The 24,155-nt window shown below is 44.7% G+C and carries 20 protein-coding genes; all 20 read right to left on the bottom strand.

What is annotated here, in order from left to right; translation table 11 throughout:
• Positions 1 to 14: 14 nt before the first annotated feature.
• The 20 genes from ACW6PM_RS07375 to ACW6PM_RS07470 all read right to left on the bottom strand — a co-directional run bounded on the left by ACW6PM_RS07375 (position 15) and on the right by ACW6PM_RS07470 (position 24,136).
• A complete protein-coding gene (locus tag ACW6PM_RS07375; RefSeq protein WP_456056727.1) occupies positions 15 to 1,433 on the bottom strand; it encodes a PTS mannitol transporter subunit IICB in 1,419 nt (472 codons plus the stop codon).
• Positions 1,434 to 1,710: 277 nt separating this feature from the next.
• Entirely contained in the window at positions 1,711 to 2,757 is a 1,047-nt protein-coding gene (locus ACW6PM_RS07380; RefSeq protein WP_015569027.1) for an electron transfer flavoprotein subunit alpha/FixB family protein, read from the bottom strand.
• A gap of 16 nt (positions 2,758 to 2,773) precedes the next feature.
• Complete coding sequence (locus ACW6PM_RS07385; protein ID WP_015515726.1) at positions 2,774 to 3,556, bottom strand: electron transfer flavoprotein subunit beta/FixA family protein; 783 nt, start codon at positions 3,554 to 3,556, stop codon at positions 2,774 to 2,776.
• Between the two features lie 57 nt (positions 3,557 to 3,613).
• The gene (locus ACW6PM_RS07390; RefSeq protein ID WP_015515725.1) at positions 3,614 to 4,783 is read right to left on the bottom strand and encodes an acyl-CoA dehydrogenase; all 1,170 of its coding nucleotides are present in this window, start codon (positions 4,781 to 4,783) and stop codon (positions 3,614 to 3,616) included.
• 41 nt (positions 4,784 to 4,824) lie between these two features.
• Entirely contained in the window at positions 4,825 to 5,697 is an 873-nt protein-coding gene (locus tag ACW6PM_RS07395; RefSeq protein ID WP_456056728.1) for a 3-hydroxyacyl-CoA dehydrogenase family protein, read from the bottom strand.
• 156 nt (positions 5,698 to 5,853) lie between these two features.
• On the bottom strand, positions 5,854 to 7,038 hold the full coding sequence (locus ACW6PM_RS07400) for an acetyl-CoA C-acetyltransferase (protein ID WP_308650491.1): 1,185 nt from the start codon (positions 7,036 to 7,038) through the stop codon (positions 5,854 to 5,856).
• A gap of 324 nt (positions 7,039 to 7,362) precedes the next feature.
• Entirely contained in the window at positions 7,363 to 10,569 is a 3,207-nt protein-coding gene (carB, locus tag ACW6PM_RS07405) for a carbamoyl-phosphate synthase large subunit (RefSeq protein WP_456056729.1), read from the bottom strand.
• A complete protein-coding gene (locus ACW6PM_RS07410) occupies positions 10,569 to 11,639 on the bottom strand; it encodes a carbamoyl phosphate synthase small subunit (protein ID WP_308650493.1) in 1,071 nt (356 codons plus the stop codon). Before ACW6PM_RS07410 ends, carB begins: the two co-directional genes overlap by 1 nt.
• A gap of 280 nt (positions 11,640 to 11,919) precedes the next feature.
• Positions 11,920 to 12,516, bottom strand: coding sequence for a GNAT family N-acetyltransferase (locus tag ACW6PM_RS07415; protein WP_456056730.1), 597 nt, complete (start codon positions 12,514 to 12,516; stop codon positions 11,920 to 11,922).
• Positions 12,516 to 14,735, bottom strand: coding sequence for an SF1B family DNA helicase RecD2 (recD2, locus tag ACW6PM_RS07420; RefSeq protein WP_456056731.1), 2,220 nt, complete (start codon positions 14,733 to 14,735; stop codon positions 12,516 to 12,518). Before recD2 ends, ACW6PM_RS07415 begins: the two co-directional genes overlap by 1 nt.
• Positions 14,736 to 14,830: 95 nt before the next feature.
• On the bottom strand, positions 14,831 to 15,175 hold the full coding sequence (locus tag ACW6PM_RS07425) for a hypothetical protein (RefSeq protein ID WP_308500350.1): 345 nt from the start codon (positions 15,173 to 15,175) through the stop codon (positions 14,831 to 14,833).
• A 6-nt stretch (positions 15,176 to 15,181) separates the two neighbouring features.
• Positions 15,182 to 16,000: a flagellar hook-basal body protein gene (locus tag ACW6PM_RS07430; RefSeq protein WP_448754656.1), complete on the bottom strand. Its 819-nt coding sequence runs from the start codon at positions 15,998 to 16,000 to the stop codon at positions 15,182 to 15,184.
• Between the two features lie 62 nt (positions 16,001 to 16,062).
• The gene (locus ACW6PM_RS07435) at positions 16,063 to 16,863 is read right to left on the bottom strand and encodes a flagellar hook-basal body protein (protein WP_456056732.1); all 801 of its coding nucleotides are present in this window, start codon (positions 16,861 to 16,863) and stop codon (positions 16,063 to 16,065) included.
• A gap of 11 nt (positions 16,864 to 16,874) precedes the next feature.
• Positions 16,875 to 18,065 (bottom strand): homoserine dehydrogenase, encoded by a 1,191-nt coding sequence (locus ACW6PM_RS07440; protein ID WP_456056733.1) that lies wholly within the window; start codon positions 18,063 to 18,065, stop codon positions 16,875 to 16,877.
• A gap of 7 nt (positions 18,066 to 18,072) precedes the next feature.
• Positions 18,073 to 18,516: an ACT domain-containing protein gene (locus ACW6PM_RS07445; RefSeq protein WP_012741625.1), complete on the bottom strand. Its 444-nt coding sequence runs from the start codon at positions 18,514 to 18,516 to the stop codon at positions 18,073 to 18,075.
• A 96-nt stretch (positions 18,517 to 18,612) separates the two neighbouring features.
• Positions 18,613 to 19,914 (bottom strand): SPFH domain-containing protein, encoded by a 1,302-nt coding sequence (locus ACW6PM_RS07450; RefSeq protein WP_456056734.1) that lies wholly within the window; start codon positions 19,912 to 19,914, stop codon positions 18,613 to 18,615.
• Positions 19,915 to 19,925: 11 nt separating this feature from the next.
• Entirely contained in the window at positions 19,926 to 20,681 is a 756-nt protein-coding gene (locus ACW6PM_RS07455) for a TIM44-like domain-containing protein (protein WP_456056735.1), read from the bottom strand.
• A gap of 10 nt (positions 20,682 to 20,691) precedes the next feature.
• A protein-coding gene (gene prfB / locus ACW6PM_RS07460; protein WP_117993790.1) for a peptide chain release factor 2 occupies positions 20,692 to 21,805 on the bottom strand; the annotation gives its coding sequence in 2 pieces (ribosomal slippage) (positions 20,692 to 21,729 and positions 21,731 to 21,805; 1,113 coding nt in all).
• A gap of 482 nt (positions 21,806 to 22,287) precedes the next feature.
• Positions 22,288 to 22,779, bottom strand: a complete 492-nt coding sequence (locus tag ACW6PM_RS07465) for a VanZ family protein (RefSeq protein WP_456056736.1) — start codon at positions 22,777 to 22,779, stop codon at positions 22,288 to 22,290.
• Positions 22,763 to 24,136: a S41 family peptidase gene (locus ACW6PM_RS07470; protein WP_456056737.1), complete on the bottom strand. Its 1,374-nt coding sequence runs from the start codon at positions 24,134 to 24,136 to the stop codon at positions 22,763 to 22,765. The genes ACW6PM_RS07465 and ACW6PM_RS07470 overlap by 17 nt, the downstream gene beginning before the upstream one ends.
• Between the last annotated feature and the right edge of the window lie 19 nt (positions 24,137 to 24,155).

The following is a 24,155-nucleotide window of genomic DNA, read 5'->3' on the forward strand; positions in this document are numbered from 1 at the left end:
CTTTTTACCTTGTATTACTCTTTATTTGTTTTAAGGCTCTCCACCAGCTCATCATATTCAGGTGCTGTCATGAAGTTTGTGATTGTCACAAGTCTGGCCTGTGGCGCACTCTTCATGGCTCTTTCCTTTAAATCCTGATGTGTGACAACTATCTGTGCCTCAGGTGGGATGCTTGATACAGATGCATGAGTTACTTCTATATCAAGTCCGGCCTTTTGTATCTTTTTCTTTAGGACGCTTGCGCCCATTGCGCTTGAGCCCATTCCCGCATCACATGCAAACACGATACGCTTGATTTCCTCAGCAGGGATAGCTGCTGTCTGCAGCCCTACTTCTTCTACTGTTGCACTGACTGCCTCGCCCTTAGAGGCTGCCTTCATATCCTTCATCTTCGCTGATGCGTCCTCAAGACTTCCTTCATGCTTGTTTCCTGCCAGCCTGATGATTGGTATTGCTATTACAAATGAAACTGCTGCCGCTATTACTACTCCAAGGAGTACCGCAAGTGTTGAGCCCTTTGGTGCCATAAGTAAGAATGCGATGATGCTTCCCGGTGATGCAGGGCCTGAAAGACCAAGATCAAATATAGTGTAGTATGTCATTGCTGCAAGTGATCCACCGATTGCTGCAAGCAGTAAAAGCGGATTCATGAGCACATATGGGAAATAAATCTCATGTATTCCACCAAAGAGGTGAATGATAAGTGCTCCCGGTGCTGAATCCTTTGTCTTCTTGTCTTTAGAGAAGAACATGTATGCAAGTAAGATTCCTGCACCTGCTCCAGGGTTTGACTCAATCATGTAAAATACTGATTTTCCTGACTCAGCAATCTGCTCTGCTCCAAGTGGAGAGAAGATTCCGTGGTTGATTGCATTGTTTAAGAAAAGAATCTTTGCAGGCTCTACAAATACTGTTACGAGCGGCAGTATGCCGTGTGTTACGAGTACGTTTACTCCTGCGCTTAAGGCTCCAAGGATAACTCCCATGAATGGTCCAATCAGATAGTATCCTATGACTGCCATTATCAGTCCGAGTATTCCGACTGAGAAATTGTTTACAATCATCTCAAAGCCTGCCGGAATGTGTCCGTCTACTGCTTTGTCAAATTTCTTGATAACAAGTCCTGCGAGAGGTCCCATAATCATGGCTCCCATAAACATTGTGTACTCTGTTCCGCAGATAACACCGATTGTGGCGATTGCTCCCATCAAGGCTCCTCTGTCGCCTCCAACAATTTTTCCACCCTGATATGCAATCAGGATTGGAAGTACATATGTAAGCATTGGACTTACTATACTACTAAGCTGCTCATTCGGGAACCAGCCTTTTTCTATAAACAGGGCTGTTAAAAGGCCCCATGCTATGAACGCTCCGATGTTTGGCATTACCATGCCGCTTAGGAAACGTCCGAAGGTTTGAATTTTTGCTTTCATGATATTCCCCCGTTCTGAAAGTATTTTGTTGGTTTATTAATAGTAACGTAAAATCAAATGCATTTGTTTTTCTTGTTAACTTTATTATATTAGGGGTCAAGCATTTTTTCAATTAATTGATTTTTAACTTTGTCGTGTTTCAAAATGACAAAGTTCGGGGAATGTGACAAATATCACATATCTTTATCACAAAAAGGTGCAAAAAAACACAGCACTGCGATAAACAGTACTGTGTTTAAATGTATTAGTAATGTAATTTTAATGCATTATTATGCGATTATGCGTCAGCATTTGCCTCTTTAAGAGCTGCTGTAAGCTGAGGAACGATCTTCTTTAAATCTCCTACTAAGCCGTAATCAGCTACGTCGAAGATTGGAGCATCCTCGTCCTTGTTGATAGCAATGATGAGATCAGACTCCTCCATACCTGCTACGTGCTGGATGGCTCCTGAGATACCGATTGCGAAGTAAATCTGTGGACGTACAGTCTTTCCTGTCTGTCCTACCTGATAATCCTGTGCTAACCAGCCGTTCTCTACTGCTGCACGAGAGCATGATACCATACCACCCTTGAAGCATGAAGCAAGGTCACGAAGCATTTCGAAGTTCTCAGCGCTTCCAACTCCACGTCCGCCTGATACAAGTACCTTAGCGTCCATGATGTTCTCTACGTTGCCAACTGCCTTAACGATATCCATGATTTCAACATAACGGTTGTTCTCCTCGAGTGCAGGATTGAACTCGATAACCTCTGCTGCTCTGCCAGCCTCTTTAGGAAGCTTCTGCATAACACCAGGACGAACTGTTGCCATCTGTGGACGGTTGTCAGGACAAGCGATTGTTGCGATTGTGTTTCCACCGAATGCAGGACGTGTCATAAGAAGCTGGTTGTGCTTCTGCTCCTGTCCAGGCATAGCGTTGATTGGGAAATCACCAATCTCAAGCTTTGTACAGTCAGCTGTAAGACCTGTCTTAACTCTTGCTGAAACTGTTGGTCCGAGGTCACGTCCGATAGCTGTTGCACCAACTAACATGATCTCCGGCTTGTACTCGTTGATTACTGATACAAGAGCCTGTGCGTATGGCTCTGTTCTGTATGTCTCAAGTGCAGGATTGTCTACAACGATTACCTTGTCTGCGCCGTACTCACCGAGCTCTGTTGCAAGAGCCTTTACGTTAGATCCAAGAAGTACTGCAGTAACCTCTGTATTTAAATCTGCTGCTAACTCTTTAGCTTTACCGACTAACTCAAAGGCGATGTCGCTAAGCTTATTGTCTACCTGCTGTGCGTAGATATATACGCCCTTATATTCTTCTAAACCCATTTTTGGTTCCTCCATACTAGATGATATGTTTCTCTTTGAATTTCTCCATGAGATAGTTTACTGACTCTGTTGGATCAAGGTTAACCTTTTCTCCAGCTCCCTTAGGTACCTTGTCAGATGCCTTAGCAATCTTTGTAGGTGATCCCTTAAGTCCAAGATCTGAATCGTCAACATCCTTAAGGTCAGCTCTGCCCCAAACAGTTACTTCTTTGTCAAATGCATCGAAGATTCCGCCCGGTGTCATATATCTAGGCTCGTTTAACTCTGAAAGAGCTGTGATAAGACAAGGCATCTTAGCCTTAACTACGTGATATCTGTCCTCATACTGACGCTTAACGACTACAGAATCTCCCTCAACCTTGATATCCTCTGCGTATGAGATTACAGGAAGTCCAAGATGAACTGCGATCTGTGGTCCAACCTGTGCTGTATCTCCATCGATAGCCTGACGGCCTGTGATGATTAAATCATAATCGAGATTTCTTAATGCACCTGCAATTGTAGTAGATGTAGCCCATGTATCAGCTCCACCAAGTACTCTGTCTGTTACTAAAACTGCATCATCAGCGCCCATAGCCATTGCCTCACGAAGGATTGCATCAGCCTTTGGAAGTCCCATTGTAAGAACTGTAACCTTTGCGCCTGTCTCGTCTTTGATTCTAAGTGCTGCCTCAAGACCAGCCTTGTCATCTGGATTCATGATTGCAAGCATTGAAGCTCTATCAAGTGTTCCGTCAGGATTGAATTTTACTCCACCCTTTGTATCAGGAACCTGTTTAATACATACTACGATATTCATGTATTTGTTCTCCTTTATTTATTCTAAGTAGCTCTACAGTTATGATAGCTCTCTTAACTATCTGAGTAATGAGCCTGAAATAACCATACGCTGAACCTCTGAAGTTCCCTCGTAGATCTCTGTAATCTTAGCATCACGCATCATACGCTCTACATCGTACTCACGGATATATCCGTATCCACCGAATAACTGAACGCACTCTGTTGTAACAGCCATAGCTGTCTCTGCTGCGAATAATTTAGCCTTTGCTGCATCTACTGAGTAAGAAACCTTAGGATTCTTAGCAAACTCTGCCTTCTTCATAGCTGCTGCGTACACAAGATACTTAGCTGCATCGATACGTGTAGCCATATCAGCAAGCTTGAACTGTGTATTCTGCTGCTGTGCGATTGAACGGCCGAACTGCTTTCTTTCCTTTGTATACTCGATAGTTCTCTCTAATGCGCCCTCTGCAATACCAAGTGCCTGAGCAGCGATTCCGATACGTCCACCATCAAGTGTATGCATAGCGATTGGGAAACCTCTTCCCTCTTTGCCAAGTAATGCATCCTTTGGAATACGAGCATCCTCGAAGATAAGCTCATATGTAGATGATCCACGGATACCCATCTTCTTCTCTTTTGTTCCGAATGAGAATCCAGGTGTTCCCTTGTCTACGATGAATGCAGAGAAGTTCTTCTTCTTGCGTCCACGCTTGTCCTCTGTAATGCTTGTGATAGCGATGATGATGTAAACATCAGCAACCTTACCGTTTGTGATGAAGCACTTAGATCCGTTAAGAACCCACTCGTCTCCGTCTAAAACGGCCTTTGTCTGACATCCCTGTGCATCTGTACCTGCGCCCGGCTCAGTAAGACCGAAAGCACCGATCTTCTTGCCTGAAGCAAGGTCAGGAACGTATTTTTTCTTCTGCTCCTCTGTACCGAATGTCATGATTGGATCGATACAAAGTGATGTATGAGCAGATACGATAACGCCTGTTGTACCACAAACCTTTGATAATTCTTCTACACACATAACATATGTAAGTGGATCACAGCCCTGTCCGCCGTACTCCTTTGGTACAGGAATGCCCATGAATCCATATTTTCCCATCTTTGCAACTGTCTCTGCTGGGAATACCTCTGTCTCGTCAGTCTCCTGTGCAAGAGGCTTAACTTCTGTCTCTGCGAACTGTTTGAAAAGGTCGCGAGCCATCTCATGTTTCTGATCTAAAGTGAAATCCATGATTTATTCTCCTTGAATTTTATATTTTGTTTTAATCTCATTTACATTGCGTCTACAGGTGTCTTTGTGCGGTCTGCGTTGTAAACGTAGAATCCCTTGCCGCTCTTGCATCCAAGGTTTCCGCCTCTTACCATCTTGCGAAGGAGTGGGCATGCACGATACTTGCTGTCGCCTGTCTCATTGTAAAGAACGTCCATGATTGCAAGGCAGATATCAAGTCCGATGAAATCTCCAAGCTCTAATGGTCCCATTGGATGGTTAGCACCAAGCTTCATAGCTGCATCGATTCCGGCGATATCTGAAACGCCCTCCATCTTGATGAAAGCAGCCTCGTTGATCATTGGGATAAGAATACGGTTTACTACGAAACCAGCAGCCTCGTTAACCTGTACAGGAGTCTTTCCGATCTCCTCTGAAATCTTCTTGATAGCATCAACTGTCTCAACAGGTGTGTTTACGCCTGCGATAACCTCTACTAACTTCATACGGTCAGCAGGGTTGAAGAAGTGCATACCGATTAATGGACGTGTAAGTCCGTTTCCAATCTCTGTGATTGAAAGTGATGATGTATTTGAAGCGAAAATACACTCTGGCTTAGCAATCTTGTCTAACTCAGCGAATGTAGTTTTCTTAACCTGCATATCCTCGAAAGCAGCCTCAACGATGAGGTCACAATCCTTGCAGAGATCTTCTTTTAAACCAGGAGTGATGCTTGCAAGAATGCTGTCAACCTTCTCCTGTGTCATTTTCTCTTTTGCTACAAGTCTTGCATATCCTTTTGCAATCTTGTCTTTTCCGCCTTCAGCCCACTCCTGCTTGATATCGCAGAGTGCTACCTCGTATCCGTCTACCTGTGCGAATGCTTTTGCGATTCCCTGGCCCATTGTACCAGCACCGATAACTCCAACCTTCATTTTAATTCCTCCTAAAAATATATTATGGCACAAAGGCTTTAAGTGCTAAGCCTCTGCAGCATAACTTAATCATATATATAAACTGATGTGAATAAACTAATTCACACTACAAGGGGATGCGCCTGCATCCCCTCATATATCTATTGGCAAAGAAAATTAGTACTTCTCAACGATAGTAGAACATCCCATTCCACCACCGATACAAAGTGTTGCAAGACCTCTGTTAGATCCTCTCTTCTGCATCTCATGTAATAATGTAACAAGGATACGGCAGCCTGAAGCTCCAACCGGATGTCCGAGTGCGATAGCACCACCGTTAACATTTACCTTGCTCATATCGAAACCAAGATCTCTTGCTACAGCGATTGACTGTGCAGCAAATGCCTCGTTTGCCTCGATAAGATCGAAATCATCAATTGTAAGACCGGTCTTTGCAAGAACCTTCTTTGTAGAAGCTACAGGTCCAACACCCATGATCTCAGGCTCAACTCCGCCAAGTGCTCCTGCTACCCATGTAGCTAATGGCTTAACGCCGAGCTCCTTAGCCTTCTCTTCGCTCATTACAACTACTGCAGCAGCACCATCATTGATTCCTGATGCGTTACCTGCTGTAACAAGTCCGCCCTCTTTACCAGAGCAGCAACGAAGCTTAGAAAGAGACTCTGCTGTTGTTCCGGCACGAGGTCCCTCGTCCTTTGTGAACTCAACGATTTCTTTCTTAACCTTAACAGGTACAGGAACGATTTCATCATCGAACTTGCCTGCTGCGATAGCAGCCTCACACTTCTGCTGTGAGTTTGCTGAGAACTCATCAAGCTCTTCACGAGTGATGCCGTATTTGTCACATACATTCTCAGCTGTGATCATCATATGATAATGGTTGAATGCATCTGTAAGAGCATCGTTAACCATTGTATCGATGATTGTTGCATTGTTCATTCTGTATCCGAAACGTGCCTTTGTCATAGCGTAAGGAGCCATTGACATGTTCTCCATACCACCGGCAACAACGATATCAGCCTCACCGGCCTTGATCATTGTAGCAGCGTCATTTACACACTTAAGACCTGATCCACAAACAACGTTGATTGTGATAGCCGGAACCTCGATTGGAAGTCCTGCCTTGATAGAAGCCTGACGAGCTACGTTCTGTCCCTGAGCTGCCTGGATAACACAACCCATCTTAACCTCGTCAACCATCTCAGGAGCAACACCTGCACGGTTTAAAGCCTCCTTGATTACGATTGCACCTAAATCTGCGGCTGGAGTATTGCTTAATGCTCCGCCCATTTTGCCGATTGCTGTACGGCAAGCACTTGCGATTACAACTTTCTTTGCCATTATATTATCTCCTTTAAATTGTATTGCACATCCGTGCTGTTAATTTTTTAACAAAGTCATTATACTACAAATTTATGTAAAAATCAATTGCTTTTGTTAATAATTTGTCAAAATTCTATTAAACTTTGCATATTTTTCACGCGTGTTACTTATACTATTCCGTCAGATTAACAAAAGACGATGCTATTATAACTTATTGCTCACATGCCGCACGAAACCTAATCTTTTCATCAATATTTTTTCATATCTGCAATTTCTATAAAAAATCCCCGGGCAGCACATCCGATATGCTGTCCGGGGAATAAAATATATATCTATATACTTTTAAAGATTCTTAACGGTTGCAATGTCAACCGGTGTCTTCTTGTCAGAAGCTGTCTCTAATGCATGTGCAAGTGCATTGGCTGTATCCATCGCTGTGATACAATAAACACCTGTCTCGATAGCATTTCTTCTGATAAGGAAGCCGTCTCTTGTCTTATCTCCGTTACCCTGTGTAGGTGTATCGATAACAAGGTCTATCTTGTGTCCAAGGATAAGATCCATGACGTTTGGAGACTCCTGTGATATCTTGTTTACGCGAAGAGCATTTACTCCGTGCTCCTGTAAGTACTTTGCAGTGCTTCTTGTGGCGTAAATCTTGTAGCCAAGCTTCTCAAAACGCTTTGCAATGCCTACTGCCTCAGGCTTGTCGGCATCCTTTACAGTCATAATCATCTGCTTATACTTAGGAAGCTCGACTCCCGCACCCTCAAATGCCTTGTAAAGCGCACCGTTGAAGGTCTTGTCTATTCCAAGACACTCTCCTGTTGACTTCATCTCAGGTCCGAGTGAAATCTCAGCGCCACGCAGCTTCTCGAATGAGAATACCGGCATCTTGATTGCAATGTAATCGGCTGTAGGAGCAAGTCCAGGTGTGTAGCCCATGCCCTTTATAGTCTCGCCCATGATGATTCTTGCTGCGAGGTCTACAATCGGAATACCTGTAACCTTGCTGATGTATGGCACTGTTCTTGAAGAACGTGGGTTTACCTCGATTACGTAGATATTGTCATCCATATCGATAAACTGGATATTAATCATACCTACAACATGCAGTGCCTGTGCAAGTCTCTTTGTATAGTCAACCAGAGTCTCTTTTGCTTTCTCTGAGATGGTATGTGCAGGATAAACTGAGATAGAGTCTCCTGAGTGTACTCCTGTACGCTCGATGTGCTCCATGATACCAGGAATCAGGATGTCTGTTCCGTCACAGATTGCATCGACCTCAATTTCCTTACCCATAAGGTACTTATCTACAAGAATTGGATGATCCTGTGTGATTGTATTGATGATGCCGATAAACTCTTCGATTTCATCATCATTCCATGCAATCTTCATACCCTGTCCACCAAGCACGTATGAAGGACGGACAAGTACAGGGTAGCCAATCTCGTTTGCTACCTTCTTTGCCTCCTCGGCTGTAAATACTGTACCACCTGCGGCTCTCGGGATACCTGTCTTCTGAAGGATCTCGTCGAAGAGCTCTCTATCCTCGGCTGCGTCTACATCCTCAGCCTTTGTTCCAAGTATCTTGACACCCATCTTCATAAGTGCCTCTGTGAGCTTGATGGCTGTCTGTCCACCGAACTGTACCACAGCTCCGTCAGGCTTTTCAATATTTACGATGCTCTCAACATCCTCTGCTGTGAGTGGCTCAAAATAGAGCTTGTCAGCAATATCAAAGTCAGTTGAAACTGTCTCAGGGTTGTTGTTTACGATGATTGTCTCCCAGCCTTCCTTGGCAAATGCCCATGTACAGTGAACTGAGCAGTAATCGAACTCAACACCCTGTCCGATACGGATAGGACCTGAACCAAGTACAAGCACCTTTTTCTGTGGATGTGTCTCTGCCGCCTCATTCTCGCTGCCGAATACTGAGTAGTAGTAAGGTGTCTCTGCCGCAAACTCAGCCGCACAGGTATCAACCATCTTGTAGGCTGCCACGATGCCGTTGTCGTAACGCATCTTCTTGATATCAGCCTCATCAATATCTGTGAGCTGTGAGATAACGTTGTCAGGGAACTCGATACGCTTTGCCTCTTTTAACAGTTCAACTGTAAGCTCCTCTGTCTTTAAACGATTCTCCATCTCAACAAGGATTGCGATTTTATCGATAAACCAGAGATCTATCTTTGTAATCTCGTGGATATGCTCGTATTTAACTCCACGGCGGAGTGCCTCTGCGATAACCCAGATACGTCTGTCATCAACAACTGCAAGCTGTTTCTCAAGCTCATCATCTGTAAGACCTGTAAAGTCATATGACATAAGTGAGTCAACATGCTGCTCGAGAGATCTGATAGCCTTCATAAGGGCACCCTCGAAGTTGTTGCAGATACTCATTACCTCTCCGGTAGCCTTCATCTGAGTGGTAAGTGTACGCTTTGCTGTGAGGAACTTGTCAAACGGAAGTCTTGGAATCTTGACTACACAGTAATCAAGCATTGGCTCAAAGCTTGCGTAGGTCTTCTGTGTGATAGCATTCTTAATCTCATCGAGGTGATAGCCGAGCGCAATCTTGGCTGTAACCTTGGCGATAGGATATCCTGTGGCCTTTGATGCGAGTGCTGACGAACGTGAAACTCGTGGGTTTACCTCGATAACACAGTACTCGAATGAGTCAGGATTGAGGGCGTACTGTACGTTACAGCCTCCTGTAATCTGAAGCTCATTGATGATATTGAGCGCTGATGTACGAAGCATCTGGTACTCCTTATCTCCGAGTGTCTGTGAAGGTGCAACTACGATTGAATCTCCTGTATGCACACCGACAGGGTCGATATTTTCCATATTACATACTGTGATGCAGTTGCCGTTGGCATCACGCATTACCTCGTACTCGATCTCCTTCCAGCCTGCGATACATCTCTCTACGAGAACCTCTCCGACACGTGACAGACGAAGTCCGTTTGAAAGTATGTCGATAAGCTCCTGCTCATCGTGAGCGATTCCACCGCCGGAGCCGCCGAGTGTGAATGCAGGACGAAGAACTACAGGGTAACCAATCTTGTTGGTAAATGCAATACCGTCCTCGATATTCTTTACAACCTGTGAAGCTGCGATCGGCTCACCGATTTTCTCCATGGTATCCTTGAAGGCCTGACGGTCCTCAGCCTTGAAGATTGTCTCTGCTGTTGTTCCGATAAGCTTAACTCCCTGCTCGTCAAGGAAGCCGCACTCAGCGAGCTCCATGCCGAGGTTGAGTCCTGCCTGTCCACCGAGTGTAGGAAGGATGCTGTCCGGCTTTTCTTTTATGATAATCTCTTTTAATGACTCAAGAGTAAGTGGCTCGATATATACCTGATCCGCAATCTGCTTATCAGTCATGATAGTTGCAGGGTTTGAGTTTACCAGACATACCTCAACGCCCTCCTCTTTTAAGGAACGGCAGGCCTGTGTTCCTGCGTAGTCAAACTCTGCGGCCTGTCCGATTACGATTGGACCGGAACCGATAACTAATACTTTTTTGATATCATTATTTCTTGGCATTACTGGTTACCTCCCATCATGTTAATAAAGCGGTCAAAAAGATATGCTGAATCCTGTGGTCCAGGGCATGCCTCCGGATGGAACTGAACTGTGAAGATATTCTTGTTCACATACTTAAGTCCCTCATTTGTGCCATCGTTGACATTTACAAATGCAGGCTCAGCCACCTTCGGATCAAGCTTATCTGTGTCAACCACATATCCATGGTTCTGGGAAGAAATATAAACACGGCCTGTTGCAAGATCCTTAACAGGATGGTTTCCACCTCTGTGTCCGTACTTCATCTTGTGGGTATCTGCGCCTGTTGCAAGTGCCATAAGCTGATGTCCGAGGCAGATTGCAAAAATCGGCACATTGCTGTCATAAAGCTTCTTTATTTCCTTTATAATCTCTACACACTCCTTTGGATCTCCAGGTCCGTTTGAGAGCATGATTCCGTCAGGATTGTCACCAAGTATCTCTTCAGCGGTTGTGTGTGCAGGGTAAATTGTAACTTCACAGCCTCTTTCGTTGAGTGATTTGGCGATGTTGTTCTTGGCACCGAAATCCATGAGGGCAACCCTCTTTCCAGAGCCCTTTAATACCTTTTTCTCAGTGCATGTGACCTTGTCAACCACATTGCCTGTAGTGTAAGCCTTGAGCTTTGGAATAATCTCATCGAGATTGTAATTCTCATTTGTGGTAATCATTCCGTTCATAGTACCCTTTTCCCTGAGAATCTTGGTGAGCGCACGTGTATCAATGCCTGCCACTCCCGGAATATCATTTTTCTCGAGGAAATCCTGTATGGTACCCTCACAGCGGAAATTGCTTGGCATACGCGACAGTTCTCTTACTATATATCCGTCCGGCCATGGTCTTTGTGATTCCATATCCGGTGTGATTCCATAATTTCCGATAAGTGGATAAGTCATTACAACAGCCTGTCCTGCATAGGAAGGATCTGTAAGTACCTCCAGATATCCTGTCATTGATGTGTTAAATACTATCTCACTAATGACTTCCCTTGTTGAACCAATGCTGGTTCCGGTAAATACATTACCATCTTCAAGAATTAAAAATGCTTTCATCTTTACCCTGCCCTTTCGTGTTATACTTTGTAACCATAAGCTTCTTAGCTGCAACTAACCTTACGTCTGCGCAAAAAAAAAGAGGGCGTCTCTTTTTTCTTATAAAGTGTAATTGCATAGTATATCTGCTTAAATTGTAAAAAGTGTATCATAATACAGCCGATTTTTCAACTGTTTTTTATTACATAAATATGCATAAATATTTATACAAAATTAGTTACTGTTCACACCTATGTGTGACCGGCAACGATTACAGCGCCTTCAAGGCTCCTTAACATATTTACGGAGTAAGCCCCGCACATACCGCATATATCACGCCTGAGAAAAATACAAGGCATGTGAAGCCAACGGAAATTGCAATAAAAGTCCTGTCTGATATACGGCGCGGTGTATACTCCACCTGATATATGCTTTTTGCTGTCATAGGAACATACATATCGCTTTGTCCATTGCAAAAGCCTCCCTGATATGTGCTCTTAAAGCCGACACGCCTGAAGTAGTCTGCTGTGTATGCCGGCATTGCATTTACCGATACCTGCATGAGCTTAAGCTGCATGCGCGCATATATTCTTGCTCTCTCCAGAAGCTTTTTGCCTGCGCCGCGCCTTAGGTACTGCGGATGCACGTACAGCATGGTGATATGTCCCTCGTTTGTCATGCCGCACACTCCGCACAGCACATTGCTATCAAACGCACCAAATACTACGAGTGCGCCGGTCCTTTCCTCCTCTGTCAGCCTGTCCGCATCCATATATTCATCAAAATAACGATGACAGTCCGGTGTCCGGAAGCAGCCTCTGATTGCGATATTGTATATACCTACCGCAAAGGCACACGCCCCTTTTATCTCTTCATTTGTAAGTTTTCTTATTTTCATCAGATAGTCTCCTCTACTATTCTGTCCTTAAGCCCACTGTAGCGTCTCTGCTGTGAGTTGTTTTGTATCATCTCGTAAAATGTCTGATCGTCCCCCACTATCGTAACACATTTCTTTGCTCTTGTAACTGCCGTATAAAGTAAATTCCTGTTCATAAGCATTCTCGGTCCGCTTAAAAGCGGTATAACGACCGCCGGGTACTCACTTCCCTGCGACTTATGGATAGTAACCGCGTATGCAAGCTCAAGCTCCTCCAAAAGCTTAAACGGATATTCCACCTTTCTGCCCTCGTCAAAGGATATGGTCATGGTCTCGGCAAAATCGTTGATTTCCTCAATGATACCGGTATCTCCATTAAAAATTCCCATGCCCTTATCCACACAGAGTCCGAATTTTGTTCTGATTTCCCACTCTATCTGATAATTGTTCTTTATCTGCATCACCTTGTCGCCCTCGCGGAAAATCGTACCTCTGTATTCTTTTTCGCGCTTGCTCTTGTCAGCCGGATTCATATACGCCTGCAATATGCCGTTTAGGCGTTCCACTCCAAGAAGCCCCTTTCTCATTGGCGTGAGTACCTGTATATCATACTCTGTTGCATTTACAAATTTTGGAAGCTTCTGCTTTATGAGCTGTAATGTAACATTTATTATCTTGTCAGCATCATATCTCTTTAAGAAAAAGAAATCCATGCTCTTATTATCAAGCGATACCTCTTCTCCGTTATTTATCTTGTGGGCGTTTACTATAATATCGCTCGTGCTCGCCTGACGGAAAATCTTTGTGAGCTTTACTGTATGGAAGGCCCCCGAATCAATGATATCCTTTAGCACGCTGCCCGGTCCCACGCTCGGAAGCTGGTTCACGTCTCCTACGAGTATGAGTCTTGTGCCAGCCACAACCGCCTTTAGCAGCGAGTACATGAGTGATATATCAACCATCGACATCTCATCTATTATTATTACATCAGTCTCAAGCGGGTTCCTTTCATTTTTCTCAAAGCCCGCAGTGCTCCCTGTATCCATGCCGCCGTTTAGCTCAAGCATGCGGTGGATTGTGCGCGCCTCGTAGCCTGTCGTCTCACTCATTCTCTTTGCGGCACGGCCTGTCGGTGCAGCCAGAAAAATATCCATGCCCTCCAGCTCAAAATACTTGATAATAGTATTGATGGTGGTGGTTTTTCCTGTTCCCGGTCCTCCTGTGATGACTAAAAGGCCATTTCTGACAGCTTCCTTCACCGCCTCTACCTGGTGCTCATCGAGCTCCATCTTTGTCTTTTTCTCTATATTTCTGATTGCAGCCTCTATCTCGATATCCGGCACATCATAAGTCACATCAAGCTGCTTTAGCATATTTGCCGTGTTTGCCTCCATATAATAAAAGCTGTTTGCATAAATCTGTGTTATGTCATCCTTTAGCTGCATGACAATCCTTCTGTCCATTGCCAGATTCATGTAATGTGCCTCAACCTGCGTGCTTTCCACACCGAGCAGATACACAGCACGCCTCGTAAGCTCCTCCATCGGCAGATATGTGTGTCCGTCCATGGCAGCCTGCTGCAAAACATACTGTATACCGCTTTTTATTCTGAAATCAGAGTCTGTCTTTATGCCAACCCTCGCCGCTATCTCATCTGCGGTTTTAAAGCCCACTCCGTCGATATCATCTGCCATGCGGTACGGATTTTCCTTGAGCACGCTGTATATCTCTCCGCCATACTTATTGTAAATCTTCACAGCCAGATTCATATTGATGCCGTACTGCTGCAAAAAAATCATGGCTTCCCTTAAGTCTCTCTTTGCATTGACCTGGTCCGCAATCTCCATGGCCTTTCTCTGACTGATGCCCTTTACCTCAGCAAGCCTCTCCGGCTCCTCCTCTATGATGCGGAAGGTATCCTTCTTGAAGCGCCTGACAATACGTGCTGCAAGTGCAAGACCTATACCGTGTATGGCTCCTGAGCCCAGATACCTCTCAATGGCCATCTCATCCTCAGGCTCCTTCTCCTCAAAGCTTGCTATCTTAAACTGTCTGCCATAGGTCGCATGCTCTGTATACTCGCCGTGTGCCTCTATATTTTCGCCCTCAGCGATATCCGAAAAAGTGCCCACACATGTGAGTTCCTCCTCGTCCACTACAAGAACAAGTACTGTATATCCGTTTTCTGCATTTCTGTATATTATATGATCAACGTATCCTGTGACTGTTTCGGTTTCCAATTGAATTTCTCCGTATCTGTGTGTTTTTATTGTGACTAAAAAAGCCGGTAACCACATGCAAGCATGCCGGGCCGGCTTTAATTCGTTATCAATTATTATGATATATTATAGTTGCGCTTCATCTGCTCATAAAGCTGCTGTGTGATATTCTCACCTGACTTCTCCACTATCGTATCACTCATCTGCTCTATAACAGTGTCCATGAACATATCCTTGTACTGCGACATAGAGGAATCCTCATCATCACTCTTTAGTGTCATGGAATCCTTCATTTCCTTTATGACCTGCTCCACAAAATAAGACTCAAAATCCTTAAGTGTGCTCTTGAGCTCGTCCTCTGTAGAGTCTGATGACAGATTTTTCACATTATTCTTAAGCTTGTCTGCCGCCGCAGATGTATTATTTGAGTTTGCAAGTGTTGATACTGCACTTATATCCATACGCTACTATCTCCTCAGATTATTTGCTGTCTCAAGCATCGAATCCGCTGTTGTGATGGCCTTTGAATTAAGCTCATAGGCACGCTGTGCCACAATGAGGTTAACCATCTCGTCAGCCACCTGTACATTTGAGCCCTCTAGATATCCTGTTACTACCTTGCTGTTTTTAAGAGTCGGATTTGCAGCTTCAAGCATCGGATTACCCGAATTGGCTGTTGCTGCAAGCAGGCTTCCTGACTGCTTTTCAAGACCTGACGGGTTATTAAACTGATACACAGCAATTCTCTGATTTAAATCTATATAATTGCCCTGTGCCGTCATATAGCCTACCGCGCCATCCTCTCCAAAGCTCATCTTCTCAGCAGACACTCCTGCCGGCACAGCTATGGTATTGCCGTTTGTATCCATAACAGGATTGCCCTGCGAATCAGTCAGTATAGTCTGTCCGTTTCCATACTGGCTCCAGGTAAAGGCTCCGTTTCTCGTGTAATAAGTCTGATTATCAGTACCTCTCACAGCAAAAAAGCCATCACCCTCTAAAGCAAAATCAGTCGGCCTCTCAGTAGAATTGAGCGGACCCTGAGTATACGTGGATGTAGTTGCAGCCACACGGGTACCAAGCCCCACCTGTGCTCCCACCGGCTTTGCATCACCGTTTCCGGATGTAGAACGTGTCTGTATCGTCTGATATAAAAGAGATTTAAACTCGGTTCTCTGTCCCTTGAAGCCTGTTGTATTGACATTGGAAAGATTGTTTGCAATTGTATCTACATTTGTCTGCTCAGCACGCATACCTGTTGCGGCTGTATAAAGTGCCCTCATCATATGGCATATCTCCTGTCACTGTCTGACGCCAATCATCCTGTCATGCCTGCGTCAGAATATAATTATACTCTTCCTACATTATTGACAGCCTTATCTAACGTCTCATCAATAGATGTGATAACCTTCTGTCCGGCTTCATATGCACGCTGTATCGTAATCATATTGACCATCTCGTTTACCACATTTACATTTGAGGTCTCTAAGGCTCCCTGTTCTATTTCGGCATCGGAGGCGATAATATTACCCCCTGCCGTCAGATTGTAGAGATTTTCACCATATTTTTCAATATAGTCATAGTTATCCACATCGACAACACCGATAGTGCCAACTAACTGATTGTTCTGTGTGATATATCCCAGTGAGTTTACCGAAAACTTCTGATTCGGATCTACCCTCACCCAGTTTGCTTCACCGCCGTCTCCGCTTAATGCACCAGTCGCATTGAGCACATGGTCTCCGTCTGCTGTGACGAGATAACCGTCAGCATTGACCTTGAAAGCACCGTCTCTGGTATATTTCACACTTGTCTGACCTGATTTGTCAGTAAATGCAACGGCAAAAAAGCCTTTTCCACCGATAGCTAAATCTGTAGGATTGTCAGTCACCTTAAAGCTTCCCTCATCCCAGTCGGTATATGTCTCACCGAGATGCACGCCGTATGTCATGCTGCCCAGATTTTTGTGCAGTCCGAAATTTGACGTATCCTTTATCTTTATAGCAAGCTCATTTTTAAATGAATGCGAGGTGGTTCCCTCTTTTTTAAATCCATAGGTATCAGAATTGGCCAGGTTGTTCGCAAGAACATCCATGCGCTTCATCTCATTAACCATACCGGTGTGAGCGGTGTATAAGCCTTTTACCATATTTTTGTCCTTTACAGTCTGATTCTGTTGATAACGTTTATCTTTGATGCCTTGTCGGCAAAATCCTTCTCTGTCATATCGCCTGTTGTGAATGCATACTCGCCGTCAACCACATCCTCAATGTAGTCTACATGTCCGAATACAGCCTCAACCTCGCTCTTTGGTGAGTCAGTTCTCACAAAGAAGCTGTTTACACTGTCATCATAGCTTACAAGTGTGAGCTTCTCTGGTTTCCAGTCGATATAAATATTTGTGTTCTGATGCTTTGTCATATCTACAACATCTGCCACTACAGCACTTGCGGTAGGAAGCTTTCCTGCTCCGCTGCCGTAGAACATAGCATCTCCAAGCACATTTCCACGTAAAAATACGCCATTGAACACTCCATTTACTCCTGAGAGCGGATGTGTGTCATCTATCATATATGGTGCAACGAGACAGGTATAGCTGTCTCCAACCTTGCGGCTTGAAGCAAGAAGCTTGATTGCACGGTGCATTGCCTTTGCGTACCTGATATCCTCAGGTGTAATCTTTGTGATACCCTCACAGTGGATATCCTCGAAATCTACCTGCTGTCCTGCAACAAGTGATGTGAGAATGGCTATCTTTCTGCATGGATCATGTCCCTCTATATCGGCTGTAGGATCCTTCTCTGCATAGCCCTTATCCTGAGCATCCTTTAATACCTCATCAAAGTCTGCTCCTTCCTCTGTCATCTTTGTAAGCATGTAGTTGGTTGTTCCGTTTAAGATACCTGTGATTTCCTCAATCTCATCTGCTGTGAGACATTTGTTGAGCGGTCTGATAATAGGGATTCCACCACCGACACTGGCCTCAAACTGGAAGTTTACTCCATGATCCCTGGCAACCTTGATGAGCTCAGCGCCCTTTGCAGCAACGAGGTTCTTGTTTGATGTTGCTACCTGTTTTCCTGCCTCAAGCATTGCCTTTACGAATGTAAATGCAGGCTCAACACCTCCCATTGTCTCTACAACGATACCGACCTCAGGGTCCTCTGCGATAACCTTATAATCATGTACTATCTTGTCCTCGATTGGTGTACCCGGGAACTCTCTTAAATCAAGCACATACTTGACCTCAATTGGCTCTCCTGCTCTCTTTGCGATTTTTTCCTTGTTGATTTCTAATACTTCTACGACACCTGATCCAATTGTGCCGTAACCCATAACTGCAATCTTCATCTTTTTGTTACTCCCTGGCTAAAATTTTTACGTAATGTATGCCCTTTAAGGACTCAATCTGCTTTGCCATATCATCCACATCATCCGACTCCGGAAATACATCCACAGATAACGTGAGTGACGCAATGCCATTTACCGGTACACTTTGGTGTATGGTAAGAATATTTGCTTTCGCATCGGCTACCGACTTAAGCACAACGGAAAGTATGCCCTGCTCGTCGTCCATCTGAATAACAAGGTTCACCGTCTTTCCTTTACGCCCCTCATAAAAAGGAAAAATATCATCCTTATACTTGTAAAAGGAGCTTCTGCTTATGCCAACAGCATCTGTTGCCTCCTGCACAGATTCAAGCTTGCCCGAATCCAACAGTCTCTTTGCCTCAACTACTTTAAGCAGCACCTCCGGTACAGCCTTTGCCCGTAAAACGAAGTAGTTTGATTTCTCCGCCATTTAGTTACCTCCAAAATGGCCGGTGTGTGTTTGTCACACACCGACATTTGTCCTTGACTCAAAGATTTTAACACAAAGATTACAGCTTTGCAACATTTATGCTCTAGGCTTTCCACAATTACTGCAGAATTTACCTGTATTTTTCTGTCCGCACTCACATGTCCACTCTGTGTTTACAGGTAATGGCTTACCGCAGTTTGTGCAGAATTTACCTGTGTTTTTCTGTCCACACTCGCATGTCCACTCAGTATTCTCCTGTGGCATAGGCTTGCCGCAGTTGCTGCAGAATTTACCTGTGTTTTTCTGTCCACACTCACATGTCCAGCCTGATGACTCCTCCTGCTGTGCGGCACCTGAGGCCACACCTGCCGCCATACCTGCTGCACCATTTCCTGCTGCATTCATTCCGGCTGACCGGTTATTTTGTGCCATCTGTGTAAATCCGTTCATCATATTGCCCATGGTGCTCATTCCCATGCCGACACCCATGAAGCCCTGCATAGCTCCACCACTGTTGCTGCCTGCGTTCTTGACACCCTCTGACATATTTTTGACCATATATCCCTGTGCAATAGATGGATCTGAGAGCATTGCGCCCTCATTTCTTGTGTTGATGAGCTCCTGAGACTTCTCATCATATGAAAGGCTGGCGATACCAACACTTTGTACCTCCATACCACGCATCTGATTCCAGCTCTCATCGAGGCACTTCGCCATATATCTTCCAAGCTCGGATGCCTTGCTTGTGACGAATGAGATTCTTGTGCCGTCCGCTGACATCTGGTTGATGGCAGACTGTAATGCCTCCAAAAACTCTGACAGATACTGCTCATTGATATCAGTAATCTCCACATGATCCATATTCTTTGGAATAGCCTCTGCATAGAACTGAAGCGGATTCACAATTTTGATTGAATATGTACCATGAGCACGGAGGAAAAGCTCCGCATTATAAAATGTGTCATAGTAGTTGATAGGATTTCTCGTACCAAACTTGATTCCCTTGATTTCCTGAAGGTTGATATAATAAACCTTCTGTGACTGTGGTGTCTGTCCACCAAATCTCACACGGTCAAAGGTCTCCTTTAAGGAATCCCCAAACTGTCCGTTGAAAAGTGATGGCATAGATGAATTGCTCACCTTGTAGTATCCCGGCTCAGCTGTGTAATCCACAATCTTGCCGCCATCGACAAGTATCATAAACTGATTGTCATATACATGGATGATAGAGCCGTTTGAAACGATATCGTCAGAGCCCTTTTTGTTCTGACCTCTGTTTACCAGCACACCCCTGGCATAGACTGTCTGGTCGCCTATATTATCCGGCTCAATAACCTCCTGCCATGTATCTGCAAATCCGCCTCCAATTGCCTGTTTTACTGCCTTAATAATTCCCATTTTCTTCCTCCTTAGATATGATTGTAATCAACTTCATGAAAGCTCTGCAGCTTCCATACTTTTATATTGACAGGCTCAACATATGAGCCACAATATTCACATTTCTTTGCTCCAAGGCTCCTTATAGGAGCACCGCAATTCGGACATGTAGTGCCGACTGCACTGCCTATCCCCGCACTATCCAGCATATCTATATCCTGTATGTATACAAGCTCCATATTGTATCTGGTCTGCTTTTTATACTCCTTATCACCACTGATAAGCTTTCCTGAAGCAGTCTTGTAGTAAAAATACTCAACCGCACTCTGTATACTGATGACGCACCTTCCATCTCTCTTCACATAATTTGAGATTTCGGTCTGATGCAATCTGATTTCGTCAAAATGCTCTGTAAACCCTGCTGCTTCATTGCTGTCTATACGCACCAGCACCTGCTGCCTTACCTCATCTGAAGCCTCACGGTCGAGCTTATAAATATCCTCAGTTGTGATTGCACAAAGTGCTGACACAAGCACTCTCTCTGACATTCTCTTAAACTGTTCCCAGACAAACTCCGGGAAATCCCTTTTTATCTGTGGCTCCATAAGGCGCGTCATGCCTGAAACCGACTTGGGAGTCGTAGAGACATTCTCCCTGATACGATTGATGCCCTCTGTGACATCAGGTGTACCAAGGAGACTTTCAGACAACCGTCTGACTTTAATGTAAACAGTCACTCCGGCAGCCGTCAGAGCCGCTAATATCACCACAGCTATAACTAAACCCACATTTGCCTCCTTAATCCGAACGTGTTGCAAGCCACTTCAGATAACCATTGATAAATATATCTATATTGCCATCAAGCACCGCATCCGCGTTACCGGTCTCCACATCTGTTCTGTGATCCTTGACCATAGTGTACGGCTGAAGCACATACGAACGTATCTGACTTCCCCAGCCAATTTCCTTGACCTCGCCTCTGATGCCCGCCTCCTTTGCAGCATTCTCTTCCTGCTTCAAAAGATACAGCTTTGCCTTTAGCATCTGCATGGCTTTGTCCTTGTTCATATGCTGTGAACGCTCATTCTGACACTGTACCACAATTCCTGATGGGAAATGTGTGATACGGATAGCTGATGAGGTCTTATTGATATGCTGTCCACCGGCTCCGCTTGAGCGGTAGGTATCAATTCTGATATCCTCATCCTTCACCTCTATATCGAGGTCCTCCTCAATATCCGGCATAACATCACAGGATACGAATGAAGTCTGCCTTTTTCCCGCCGCATTAAACGGCGAAATACGCACCAGCCTGTGCACGCCCTTTTCCGACTTCAGATATCCATATGCATTCTCTCCGTTTACCTGGAAGGTAATGGACTTGATACCAGCTTCATCGCCATCGAGCGAATCGAGTACCTCAAGGGTAAAGCCCTTTTTATCAGCCCACTTCGAGTACATACGAAACAGCATGGCTGCCCAGTCACATGACTCGGTACCGCCGGCACCTGCATTGAGTCTCAAAATCGCATTGCATTTATCATATTCTCCCGACAAAAGAGTCTTCATTCTGATACCGTCATATGTGCTCTCAAAATCATCAAGCATCTGCTGTATCTCAGGTATGAGCGACTCATCGTTCTCCTCATAGCCCATCTCAATCATCGTCTCTATATCTTCATACTGTTCCTTGAGCTTTGCGTATGTAGCGACATCATCCTTCATACTCTTAAGCTCTTTCATCTTGCTCTGTGACTTCTCCGGGTCATCCCAGAAGTCAGGAGCTTCCATTTCTCGCTCTAATTCCTGGATTTTTTCTTCTTTATTAGCCAGGTCAAAGTGAATCCCTCACTTCCTGTAGTGGGGCTTTGTAGCCTTGGAGCGTGGACTTGAAGTTATCCAACTCTACCACAGAATCACCTCTTTCTTTGCATTTTTTGTTGGCCGCTTTTAGTTTTTGGATGACGCTTCCCGCATTCAGGTTTTGGGGTGCGGCTGGCACATAGTATATTCCTCTGAAAAATATGAAGTCAGCCACGGGATTTTTTTCGGATAGTGATTTTTTATTTTCACTTTGTTTCATTCATATAATTAATGGAACCCCGTGGCAGTTCATATTTTTCTTCGGAACATGCTATGTGCCGGCCGTAAACCTGGGTTTACGGGGCGGGAAGCTGGTTGTGGCACATATTTAAAAGAATATGTTATCTGCCATGTTTTTTCAGCCAGCGTCAATACTTTTATTATACAGATTAAACTAAGAAACTGCAACTAAATTTGATACTTATAATCATGCTTGCCATCACGCTTATTATCATGTCTGTTGTGGGTCACACCTAACAGTGTTGTGACCGGCAATGATTACAGCCCACTTATCTTCGTGTCTTCTTGTCTTCATGTTTTCTGTTTAGTCGTGCCTGCTGTATGTTTTGCATGCGCTACATGTGTAACAAGCGCAATAAATAGCAGCATAATGATGCCGCCTGTGGTATCAATCAGTACGTCCGTGAATCTGCCGGCTCGGCCGGGCACGAACAGCTGGTGAAATTCATCTGTGCATGCATATAGGAAGGTTATGCCTATCGGTATTAAAAACTTTCTTCTGCCATTCAAAAACGAAAATGTCACAAATCCAAGCAATGTGAGAATGGCATACTCACTCATATGAGCACACTTTCTCACCGGATAGTCTATAAGCTCTGCCCGATCGAGCAGCTCATTCTCATCCCAGTGGCTTGCGGTAATGGTATTGACCACGGAAACTATACGATAGCTGACGCTGCCGCTGAGCTCAGACGACTCTGTGTCAGGCTCCGCCGAAAACATAAAAATGACTACCATCCAGCATAACATGAGAAAGCCTGCAATCTTATTTAAGCTTTTCATTCATCACCTCAATCGCTTTCTGAAGCTGCACATCATACTGCATGTCATAGTCCGCATTTGTGTCACCTGTGTATTCGTAGTCCACCTCTACATCCGGCTCGATACCCTTTTTGTGGATATTGTGACCGTTTGGTGTGTAGTACTTCGATGTGGTAATCTTTACAGCATCACCATCGGAAAGATTGTAGATAGTCTGTACAATTCCTTTTCCAAAGGTCTTTTTGCCTACAAGTGTGGCATCAATATAGCCATCCTCATTATAATCCTTCATGGCTCCTGCAAAAATTTCAGACGCACTTGCGCTGTTTTCATCGACAAGCACTACGATAGGACAGTCAATCTGTTTGCCATCGTCATCACCAAAGGTCTGGACATTTCCGTTTTTATCCTTTGTATACACGACAGTTCCTGCAGGGAGCTTTCCAACTGTTTCTGCCGGAAGCAGTCTGTCAACCATCTGCGTCACTGCGGTAAGGAGTCCTCCCGGATTAGCACGCAAATCCACTATAAGGCCCTTCATGCCCTGATTTGTAAGTCCGTCAAGCGCAGTCTCAAACTGGCTTGCCGTGTTTGTCTGAAACTCGCTGACCTGGATATATCCCACTCCATTATCAAGCAGCTTGCTGTCCACTGATGGCAGCTCAACATTTTTACGCTCCACCTCAACGGTAAATGGGTCGGTATCCTCGCCACGCCTGATTTCAAGCGTAACCTTTGTGCCCTCCTCGCCTCTGATTTTGGCAACAAGCTTTGTGAGATCCTCGGATGTTGCCTCAACACCGTCAACAGAGACTATTTCGTCATCCTTTTTAAGTCCCGCTTCCTCAGAAGGTGTACCACTGTATACCTTTGAAACAGTCACCTGCTTTGTGTCAGGATCCTGCTTTAACGCAGCACCAATGCCATAATATGTGCCTGTCGTGCTGATTTGCAGTTCCTTATACTCATCCGCGGTATAATAAACCGAATAAGGATCATTTAGTCCCTCCATCACACCATGCAGCAGACCGTTTTCCAAATCATCCTTATCGTAATCCTCATAATAGTACTCATCTATGTAGTTTGCGAGCTCATCGATTTTCTGCACTGTCTTGTCATCAAGCACATCTGCGCTTTTTGCAACAGTATGCACGCTCCTGCCTGTAATCATTGTGTATGCAAAGAGTACTATCAATCCAAGCACAATAGTTGCTGCAATACCGGTTGCAATTCCTGCACCGAAGCCTTTTTTTAGGCCGTTGCTGCCACCGCCTTCATAATTTTGTGTGTAATTTTCTCTTAAAGCATCAGCTCCGCCATCAGGTGCATCCACTCTCTGCACATACGGATTGACATCCCTGTTGTTTGAATTGTCCATTTCAGTCCTGTCCTCTCTA

Source organism: Agathobacter sp. (assembly GCF_977054825.1).

What these genes read in the sequence shown, in the direction of transcription:
- ACW6PM_RS07470 (WP_456056737.1), bottom strand. Translation starts at nt 24,136, where the DNA reads ATGGACAATTCAAACAACAGGGATGTCAATCCGTATGTGCAGAGAGTG.
- ACW6PM_RS07400 (WP_308650491.1), bottom strand. Translation starts at nt 7,038, where the DNA reads ATGGCAAAGAAAGTTGTAATCGCAAGTGCTTGCCGTACAGCAATCGGC.
- ACW6PM_RS07380 (WP_015569027.1), bottom strand. Translation starts at nt 2,757, where the DNA reads ATGGGTTTAGAAGAATATAAGGGCGTATATATCTACGCACAGCAGGTA.
- ACW6PM_RS07430 (WP_448754656.1), bottom strand. Translation starts at nt 16,000, where the DNA reads ATGATGAGGGCACTTTATACAGCCGCAACAGGTATGCGTGCTGAGCAG.
- ACW6PM_RS07385 (WP_015515726.1), bottom strand. Translation starts at nt 3,556, where the DNA reads ATGAATATCGTAGTATGTATTAAACAGGTTCCTGATACAAAGGGTGGA.
- ACW6PM_RS07390 (WP_015515725.1), bottom strand. Translation starts at nt 4,783, where the DNA reads ATGGATTTCACTTTAGATCAGAAACATGAGATGGCTCGCGACCTTTTC.
- ACW6PM_RS07445 (WP_012741625.1), bottom strand. Translation starts at nt 18,516, where the DNA reads ATGGCGGAGAAATCAAACTACTTCGTTTTACGGGCAAAGGCTGTACCG.
- ACW6PM_RS07375 (WP_456056727.1), bottom strand. Translation starts at nt 1,433, where the DNA reads ATGAAAGCAAAAATTCAAACCTTCGGACGTTTCCTAAGCGGCATGGTA.
- ACW6PM_RS07440 (WP_456056733.1), bottom strand. Translation starts at nt 18,065, where the DNA reads ATGAAGATTGCAGTTATGGGTTACGGCACAATTGGATCAGGTGTCGTA.
- ACW6PM_RS07415 (WP_456056730.1), bottom strand. Translation starts at nt 12,516, where the DNA reads ATGAAAATAAGAAAACTTACAAATGAAGAGATAAAAGGGGCGTGTGCC.
- ACW6PM_RS07395 (WP_456056728.1), bottom strand. Translation starts at nt 5,697, where the DNA reads ATGAAGGTTGGAGTTATCGGTGCTGGTACAATGGGCCAGGGAATCGCA.
- ACW6PM_RS07465 (WP_456056736.1), bottom strand. Translation starts at nt 22,779, where the DNA reads ATGAAAAGCTTAAATAAGATTGCAGGCTTTCTCATGTTATGCTGGATG.
- ACW6PM_RS07450 (WP_456056734.1), bottom strand. Translation starts at nt 19,914, where the DNA reads ATGGGAATTATTAAGGCAGTAAAACAGGCAATTGGAGGCGGATTTGCA.
- ACW6PM_RS07435 (WP_456056732.1), bottom strand. Translation starts at nt 16,863, where the DNA reads ATGGTAAAAGGCTTATACACCGCTCACACCGGTATGGTTAATGAGATG.
- carB (WP_456056729.1), bottom strand. Translation starts at nt 10,569, where the DNA reads ATGCCAAGAAATAATGATATCAAAAAAGTATTAGTTATCGGTTCCGGT.
- ACW6PM_RS07410 (WP_308650493.1), bottom strand. Translation starts at nt 11,639, where the DNA reads ATGAAAGCATTTTTAATTCTTGAAGATGGTAATGTATTTACCGGAACC.
- ACW6PM_RS07425 (WP_308500350.1), bottom strand. Translation starts at nt 15,175, where the DNA reads ATGGATATAAGTGCAGTATCAACACTTGCAAACTCAAATAATACATCT.